This window comes from uncultured Enorma sp. (assembly GCA_905210055.1).
Lineage (GTDB): Bacteria > Actinomycetota > Coriobacteriia > Coriobacteriales > Coriobacteriaceae > Enorma.
Genome location: CAJLVH010000075.1, coordinates 1 through 8597 on the forward strand (window position 1 = coordinate 1; position 8597 = coordinate 8597).

An 8597-nucleotide genomic window follows, 5' to 3' on the forward strand; every position below is an offset into this window, starting at 1 on the left:
TGAAGCCTGTCCCCAACGTGACGAAACCGACATAAACGCACCCGTCCCCAACGTGTTGCGCGTCAACCTGTTACCGGGGTGTTGCCGAACGTGTTGAAGGGAGGAACGGGGTGGAGCTAGATTTTTTGCGGGGGCTGCAGGGGCTGCATACGCCGGAGCTCGATGCGCTCATGGTGGGCGTCACCACACTCGGCGACCGTTCGCTCGTGTGGCTCGTGCTGGGATGCGCGCTCATCGTCCCACGGCGCACGCGTCGCGCGGGTGCTGCGGTCCTCATCGCGCTTGCGTTTTGCACGCTCGTCGTCGATTTCGCCCTGAAGCCGCTTGTGGCGCGTCCACGGCCGTTCATGCTCGATGCGGGCGTCGAGCTCCTCATCCCCAAACCGGGCGGATGGTCGTTTCCCTCGGGGCATTCGGCAAAGTCCTTCGCGGCTACGGCAGCGCTCGCAGCGAGCCTTCCCGCGGGTTGCCGTCGCTTCGCAGCGCCTGCCTTCTTGCTCGCGATTCTCATCGCGTGCTCGCGACTCTACCTCTTCGTCCATTTTCCCACCGACGTGCTCGCGGGTGCGGCGCTCGGCGCGGCGCTCGGTATCGTTGCGGCGCGGGTTCTTCGCGTGCTGCCCCATCCCTCGCACGCCGCGTAACCCTATGAGCCATGAGCGCTATGCGCGCGGGGAGAACATGTTCTTGAGCGAGAACTCTGCCTGCACGGTGCGCAGCATGAGGTCGGCATCGGCGAGCCCGAGATGGCGCTCCTTCTCGTCTGCGGAAAGCGTGCCGCGGCGCCGCGCCCAGTTCTCCAGGCTCGCCGGAGCGCTCTCGCGCGGCAGGGCGGCGACCTCGCCATCGAGCCGGCGGCAGATATCGCGCGAGTCCACGACCACGATCTCGCCCGCGCGCCGTGCCTCGGCATAGCCGTTGAGATGCAGACGGAACCACGAGTCCTCGAACGACGCGTTATGCGCCATGATGGGGTAGCGCTTCATGAGATCGAGCAGCGCCGCCTGCGCCTCCGCATCCGCGCGGAAGGGGCGCTTCCCCTCCAGGTCGCTCCAGGTGATGCCGTGGATCTGTGTGAGCGGCACGCCGGCGGTGCGATACGGTTCCTCGGGAAGGCCGTAGAAGCGCTCGCCGCCCGCGAACGGCTCGGCGTCTGCCGCGAGCTCCATGAGCTCGAGCCCCATGTTGATGATGTAGCCGCGCTCCGGGGCGGTGCCGGTCGTCTCGATGTCGATGCCGATGATGGTGCCGCGCACCTGCGCGCTCACGTAGGCCACGGCGAACGCATCGCGGTCCCCCCCCCGCCACTTCGCGCTCCACCTCTTCGGCGGGGCGCTGCTGCAGCGCGGCGATTCCTCGGCAGATGTCGGTGTCGGAAAGGCCGCGCGCCAGTGCGACGGAGTTCACGTTGCGGAGCTTCGCCTCGCCAATCTGGTCGCAGAGTCCGCGGTTGCGGTCGGCGAGCTGGCGGACGATGTCGAACGAGAACCCCGGTTCATCGCTTGTTGCGTAGGCATCGAGCAGCGCGCGGAGCGCCTCCTCGTTTTTCTGACGCTCAGATTGCAGCGCGCCCTCGCCGCCAAAGAGCAAGGGCATCGAGGGTTGCATCGTGTAATCGAGGGCCTGCTCTACATTCATGGAAACACCTCTCACATGCTGATATCGCTTGCCACATGGAACCAACGTGGATACCATGGCGAAATCACGTCGAAGCGCAACGGCTTTCGCGAGGAGGGTATGAACACGCCGTGCGTCGTTGCCGCTCATGCCGAACCGCTGCGTTGCTGAGTCGCCGCGCCGCGTCGAAATCGGTATCGATCTGTATCCTAGCACGCTCGCTGCTCGCTTTGCTGCGCGCGACGAAAGCGATATGAAAGAAGGGGAGCCCTGCTCCATGGATCTATTGTTTCACCTGATCGAACATGCGCTTGAGGACACGTTGCCACTCGTGCCGTTCCTCTTCATCACGTACCTGGTGCTCGAGGCGCTTGAGCATGCGGCGGGCGACCGTGCAGGCGCCCTGGTGCGCCGCGCCGGCGCGGCAGGCCCTGGCATCGGTGCGCTGCTGGGCGTCATCCCGCAGTGCGGCTTCTCGGCTATGGCGGCGACGCTCTATGCGGGGCGCGTCATCACCTTGGGAACGCTTGTCGCCGTGTTCCTCTCCACATCCGATGAGATGCTGCCCCTGCTCGTGGCGGAGCGCATCAAAGCGGGTGAGCTCGCGTCGATTCTTGTGGGCAAGGCTTTGGCCGCGCTCGCGACCGGTATGCTGCTCGACGCGCTGCTGCGCCTCATTCGGCGAAACGCCCGCGTCCATGCGGCGCTGCAGAGCGTCGCGCGCGGCCGCGGCGGCGAGGAGGGCCTCGTCGAGGCGATGGCGTCGGCAGGTGAGGGCGTCGGGCGCATCCATCGCCTGTGCGAGCAGGATCGATGCGGTTGCGACGATGGGCGCGCCGAAGAGGTACACGCCGAGGTGCTTGGGGGCACAGGGGGACATGCTCGCGCGGGTGCTGCAGAGGGGGATCGTGCCCATGAGCAACACGATGCCCATGACGCGCATGACCACCACCACGATCACCATAGCAGCGCATGGTCGATCGTTCGCAGCGCGCTTTCGCATACCGTGCAGGTAACGGCTTTCATCTTCATCACCACGTTCGCGCTGGTGCTCATCCTCGAGACGGTGGGGGAGGATGCGCTCGCGGCGTTGCTCTCTGCAAACGAGGGCGTGGCGGTGTTCGTTGCCGCCCTCGTGGGGCTCATCCCCAACTGCGCGGCGAGCGTGGTCATCACCCAGCTCTACCTTGAAGGCGTGCTGGGCTTCGGCCCGCTCATGGCAGGCACGCTTGTTGCCGCGGGCGCGGGCTACCTCGTGCTCTTCCGCGCGAACCGCAATCTACGCGAGAACCTCGTCATCCTGGTGCTGCTCCTTGTTGCCGGCGTGCTGTGGGGTTTGTTCTTCTCGCTTTGGTAACGATGCATCACGATGATACAGGCGGGCTGTCTGGCTTATCTCGTTTGAAGGAGGGGCGATGAGGTTGCGTGATCGCGGTGAGAAGCAGGCGAGAAAGCGCTGGTTCGCTGTGGCGACGGTTCTTGCGATGGTCGTCGTTGCCGCTGCATGCGGCCTGGCGCTCATTGCGACCGGAAACGTCGGCATCACCTCGGCTGTGCGACCGGCCGACCGCTACGGCGCTGTGGTGCCCGCCTATCAATCGCCCGGCGATCGTGATGGCGACGGTGTCGACGACCAGTCGGACATCCTCGAGAGCGCACTCGCCTATGTGCAGACGCGACCTCGCTACCGCAGCGTGTACTATGCGGGCGGCTATCCAGATGACGGGCGCGGCGTCTGCACGGATGTCGTCGCGTTTGCGCTGCGCGGTGCTGGCTTCGATCTGCGCGCGCTCATGGACGAGGACATCGCCGCGCGTCCCGAGGCGTATGGCATCGAGGCGCGCGACGCGAACATCGACTTTCGCCGCGTGGCGAACATACAGGTCTACCTCGAGCGGCATGCTGAGTCGCTTACCTGCGATACGTCCGACATCGCGGCGTGGCAGGGCGGGGACATCGTGGTCTACGACGGGCATATCGGCATCGTGAGCGATCGCCGGAACGCGCAGGGCGTGCCCTACCTCATCCATCATGCAGGGCCTTTTCAGCTCGCCTACGAAGAAGACGTGCTCGAGAGCTATGGAAGGGTCATCGGCCACTACCGCATAGGTGAGAAGTGATACGTTCAGCACCTAGTGCAGAGCGCATTATTTTGAGATACGGTGGATGAAGAGACCGCTTCTGAGCTTCGGCTCGAACCAGGTGGATTTCGGCGGCATGAGGAGCCCCGCATCGGCCACGTCGAGCAGCTGATCGATGCCCGTCGCATGGAGCGCGAACGCGACGCCGTCCGCGCCCGCTCGCTTCTCGAGCTCGTCCGTTCCCCGGATACCGCCCACGAACGAGATGCGCGGGTCCTCCCGCACGTCCCCTACTCCTAAGATGGGCGCGAGCACGCGCTTCTGCAAAACGCTTGCATCGAGCCGCTCCACCGCGTCGCCGGCGGACACCTCTGCCGCGAGCGCCGCGCCCAGGCTGAGCTTCCACCAGCGGCCTTCGGCAAACATGCCGAATATCCCCGGCTGCTCGGGTTTTACGGCGCATGGAGATTGTTCGGCTATGAAACCCTCCTCCTCGATCCGGGCTACGAGCTCCGCTGCCGTGAGTCCCGCACGATCTGCCACCACGCGGTTATACGGCAGAATGGTGAGCTGGCTTGCCGGGAAAAGTACCGAGAGGAAGAAGTTGAACGGTTCGGTGCCGGTGTAGGTCCCGTTGGCGCGCGCAGCCTTGCGGAGCTCCTGTGCCACGCGCACGGCCGATGCGGTGCGATGGTGCCCATCGGCGATGTAGGCGCACGGGATGCGTTCGAACATGGCGTGGATGGCTTCGATGGCCTCCGGTCGCGCGACCTCCCAGATGGTTTGGCGCACGTCGGCGTCGTCGGTGAAGGCATAGAGCGGCGAGCCCTCTTTCGCCGCGCCGACGATGATGTCGAGCACGGGCTCGTCGCGGTAGGTGAGGAAGATCGGTCCTGTTTGGCAGCCGAGCGCCCGCATGTGTTCAACGCGATCCTGCTCCTTCTCGGCGCGTGTGAGTTCATGGCGCTTGATGGTGCCGTTCTCGTATTCATCGATGGCACACACGCCCACGAGACCCGTTTGCGCGTGCCCCTGCCATGCGAGCTCATAAATGTAGTAGGCGCGGTTGCAATCCTCGACGAATGTGCCGTCTGCGATGCGCTCTCGCAAAAGCGCCGCACCGCGCTCGTATACCTCGGCGGCGTACATATCCTGCTCGGGCGGGAACTGGGTTTCCGGCCGATCGATGTTCAAAAACGAACGCGGACGGTCTTTGACGTAGGCGGCCGCCTCGACGCGGTCGAAGACGTCGTAGGGAAGGGCGGCGACCTCGGCGGCGCGCTCAGGGACGGGGCGGATGCAGGGGAAGGGCAGGACGCGCATGGGTGCTCCTTGGAACGTCGGGTGGAGAGGCTAGGTTTTCTCACTGCGTAGACATTTTCCGCCACTTTTTCGTCTTTGGAGTCCAAAAGTGTCGAAAAACGTCGACGCAGTGGAGCGGGTTCGGTCGTCGCTGCCCCGCGATGCATGGAATGCCGTGTGGACAGCCTACTTGATCACGCGGACGCGGTACATCGAAGGAATCTGCTTGAGCTCTTCGATAGTCGAGGCATCGAGGTGCTCATCGGTGTCGAACATGGTGTAGGCGTTCTCGCCGGCGCTTTCGTTCACCATGCGCTGCACGTTGGCGTTATCGTCGGCAAGGATGCGTGTGATCTGGCCGATCATGTTCGGCACGTTCGCGTGCAGGCAGGCGATGCGGCTCGCGGCGCGCGCCTTGCCCATGGAGCAGCTGGGATAGTTCACGGAATGCGCGATGTTGCCGTTTTCCAGGTAGTCTTTGAGTTCAGAGATCGCCATGTCCGCGCAGTTCGCCTCGGCTTCCTCCGTGCCGGCGCCGGAGTGCGTGGTGACGAACGTGTTGGGCATGAGCACAGTTTTGGGGGTGGCGAAATCCGTTGCGAACCAGGAGAGCTGCCCGGCATGGAGCGCGGCGTCGACAGCGTCTTCGTCGATGACGCTCTCGCGGGCGAAGTTGATGAGCACGGCGCCCGGTGCGAGGAGCGCGAGCTGTTCCTCGCCGATCATGTGGAGGGTATCGGCCTTCGAAGGTACGTGCAGGGTGAGGTAGTCGCAGTTGCGGCATAGGTCTTCGAGCGTACCCACGCGCTGGACGTCGCGCGAGAGCTCCCAGGCATGTTCGACCGAGATGAACGGGTCGTAGCCGTAGACGTCCATCCCTAGGTAGACGCAGGCGTTGGCGACTTTGGAGCCCACGTTGCCGAGGCCGATCACGCCCACGCGCTTGTCGCGGAGCTCGTGGCCGACGAACGCCTTCTTCACGTGCTCGGCATTTGTAAGGATGTCGGGATCGCTGGCATGCTCGCGCACCCATGCCATCGACTGCACGACGCCGCGGCTTGCGAGCACCATCATGCAAAGCACCATCTCCTTGACCGCGTTCGCGTTCGCGCCGGGCGAGTTGAACACCACCACACCGCGGCGTGCGTATTCGTCGACGGGGATGTTGTTCACCCCGGCACCGCAGCGCGCGATGGCGCGGATGCTCGCAGGTAGCTCGTAGCCGTGCAGATCCGTCGAGCGCATGAGGATGGCGTCGGCTGCTGCGGCGTCCTCGACGAAGGCGTAGCCCGCGCCGAACGTGACCTGGCCGTCTTTGGTGATGTCATCGATGATTTTGATCTTGCGCATGGTGTGCTCCTGTCGGCGCTTCGTGCGTTCCTCCCCGCTTCAAACAGTCCTGCGCAAGACGGAGGCGCCACTGGCGCCTCCTTTGCGTGCGGAACTCGCGGGGAGGAACGCACGAAACGCCTGCGCTTCCCCTGCGACAAGAAGGCGGGGTAAGGGTGCTTGGCTCATCTTACTCGATTTGATGTTTGGATTCGAATTCCTCCATATAGGCGACGAGGGCTTGTACGTCCTCGAGGGAGACGGCGTTGTAGATGCTCGCGCGCATGCCGCCGACGGCGCGGTGGCCCTTGACGCCTTCGATGCCCCGCTCACGTGCGCCGGCGATGAACGCGGCGTCGAGTTCGGGCGTGGTGCAGCGAAACGTAACGTTCGCGATGGAGCGCGAGCCGGGTTCTGCGAAGGGATGGAAGACCCTGCTGCGGTCGAGCACCTCGTAGATGAGGCGTGCCTTCTCGCGGTTGCGCGCCTCCATGCCGGCAAGCCCGCTGTGGTCTTCGACCCACTTGAATACCTTGCCGCACAGGTAGATGCCGAAGGTATTGGGGGTGTTCAGCATGGAGCCGGCGTTCGCCTGCTGGCGATAGTCGAGGTACGTGGGGCAGTAGGGGAGCGCGGGGCCTTGGGCGAGGAGCTCGTCGCGCACGATGACGACGGTGACGCCCGCGGCCCCGGCGTTCTTCTGCGCGCCGGCATAGACGAGCCCGTAGCGCTCGATATCGAGCGGCATGGAAAGGAAGCAACTCGAGACGTCTGCGACGAGTGGCACCTCGCCGCAGCGCGGAAGCTCGTGGTACATGGTGCCATAGACGGTGTTGTTCTGGCAGATGTGGATGTAGTCGAGGTCGCCCGCCGCCGCCCGCTGCTCGACGGGCGCGAGGTCCGGGATGCGCGAGAAGCCGCAGCCCTCGCCCGTGGCGAGCACCTCGACCTTGCCGTAGCGCATCGCCTCTTGCTGCGCTTTCTTCGAGAAGAGGCCTGTGACCACATATCCTGCGCCTCCTCGGCACATGAGGTTCAGCGGCACGCCGGCGAACTGCAGCGTGGCACCGCCTTGCAGGAAGAGTACGCGATACGTTTGGGGGATGCCCACAACGCGGCGGAGCGTGGCCTCGGCATCGTCGATGACCTCTTGGAATGCCGATGATCGATGGCTCATCTCCAAAATCGACATGCCGGATCCGCGAAAATCGACGAGCTCGTCTGCCGCCTCGCGCAGGACGCTCTCGGGGAGTGCCGCCGGGCCGGCGGAGAAGTTGTGCACGCGGGCCATCATACCTCCCTGGCTGGTCGATGGGTCATCGGGCGTGGCGACTGGGAGCAAAGATCCGCCGCCGAGGTTCGATTACTCTACCATAGCGCCGCGTGCGGACTGGGATGCTGCGACCAGTTAACCCGAGTGAAATAGTGGGATTAAACGCGCGCGGTCGTTTCTTCGGCAATCTTTCGGCGCCGCGGCATTCGGGCGGGCGTCGCGGCAGCTGCTGCGTCGGGCGGGTACAATGGGGAACAGCCACACGTCGTCGAAGGGGTGGAACATGGCGATCTACGTGCTTTCCGATGTCCATGGGCATAAGGCCGCGCTCGATGAGGCGCTCGGCCTCGCCTCGCCCGGCGATTCTGACGCGATCTACGTTCTTGGCGACATGGTCGACCGAGGTCCTGAGCCCCTTGGAGTGATTCAGCTCGTGCGCTCGCTTCCCAACACGCACGTGCTCATGGGCAACCACGAGCGCATGCTTGTCGATATCTTGCGCGAGACCGGCGACATGGATAGCTTCACCTGGGCACTGAACGGCGGCGTTGCCACGGCGCTCGGTCTCGACGCGCTCGATAAGGACGAGCTGGCGGAGCTCGTGGATTGGGTGGAGGCGTTGCCGCTCTTCGACGTGGTCGACACCGCGACGCGCCGCTACATCCTCGTGCACGCGGGAATCGACGCGCTCGAGGCGCGTGCATTTCTCGCCACGGCAGGTATCGACGTCTTCGATGGGCGCGGTGCGGCGGAGGCGTCGCGCGAGGACCTGCTCAACATGCTTGCCCACCAAGACCCCGAGACGCTTCTGTGGACGCGCGAGGAGTTCTGGGGGTGTCCGACGGGCCTCGTGGCCGCTGACGGTACGGGACCGGTCGTCGTCGCAGGCCATACGCCTTCGATCGTGCTCGCGCGCTATGCCGAGCTCAAGCAGGACATGTGCGTGGATGCCGAAGGCCGCGGCTGCGTGGTCCCCGTGGGAGCCTGTGACGATA

General features: G+C 64.8%; 8 protein-coding genes. 4 read left to right on the plus strand and 4 right to left on the minus strand.

Annotated elements, in window-relative coordinates; translation table 11 throughout:
* Positions 1–110: 110 nt before the first annotated feature.
* A complete protein-coding gene (locus QZ079_RS05930) occupies positions 111–644 on the plus strand; it encodes a phosphatase PAP2 family protein (RefSeq protein WP_297036343.1) in 534 nt (177 codons plus the stop codon).
* Between the two features lie 18 nt (positions 645–662).
* Here QZ079_RS05930 and QZ079_RS09465 read toward each other — a convergent pair whose 3' ends face one another.
* Positions 663–1277 carry a 3'-5' exonuclease gene (locus QZ079_RS09465; RefSeq protein ID WP_366926435.1) on the minus strand — a complete coding sequence of 205 codons (615 nt, stop codon included), beginning with the start codon at positions 1275–1277 and terminating at the stop codon, positions 663–665.
* A 617-nt stretch (positions 1278–1894) separates the two neighbouring features.
* Here QZ079_RS09465 and QZ079_RS05940 point away from each other — a divergent pair.
* Together QZ079_RS05940 and QZ079_RS05945 are read left to right on the plus strand one after the other, a co-directional pair.
* A complete protein-coding gene (locus tag QZ079_RS05940; RefSeq protein ID WP_297036346.1) occupies positions 1895–2974 on the plus strand; it encodes a putative manganese transporter in 1080 nt (359 codons plus the stop codon).
* Between the two features lie 58 nt (positions 2975–3032).
* Entirely contained in the window at positions 3033–3737 is a 705-nt protein-coding gene (locus QZ079_RS05945) for a DUF1287 domain-containing protein (protein ID WP_297036349.1), read from the plus strand.
* Positions 3738–3764: 27 nt separating this feature from the next.
* Here the strand turns inward: QZ079_RS05945 and QZ079_RS05950 are convergent, their stop codons facing one another.
* The 3 genes from QZ079_RS05950 to serC form a co-directional block, all read right to left on the minus strand.
* Positions 3765–5021 carry a DUF1015 domain-containing protein gene (locus tag QZ079_RS05950; RefSeq protein ID WP_297036352.1) on the minus strand — a complete coding sequence of 419 codons (1257 nt, stop codon included), beginning with the start codon at positions 5019–5021 and terminating at the stop codon, positions 3765–3767.
* Positions 5022–5186: 165 nt separating this feature from the next.
* A complete protein-coding gene (locus QZ079_RS05955) occupies positions 5187–6350 on the minus strand; it encodes a phosphoglycerate dehydrogenase (RefSeq protein ID WP_297036355.1) in 1164 nt (387 codons plus the stop codon).
* A 169-nt stretch (positions 6351–6519) separates the two neighbouring features.
* Positions 6520–7620 (minus strand): 3-phosphoserine/phosphohydroxythreonine transaminase, encoded by a 1101-nt coding sequence (serC, locus tag QZ079_RS05960; protein WP_297036358.1) that lies wholly within the window; start codon positions 7618–7620, stop codon positions 6520–6522.
* A gap of 265 nt (positions 7621–7885) precedes the next feature.
* Here serC and QZ079_RS05965 point away from each other — a divergent pair.
* Positions 7886–8597 (plus strand): metallophosphoesterase (locus tag QZ079_RS05965; protein ID WP_297036361.1); only part of this gene is annotated, 712 nt, incomplete at its 3' end.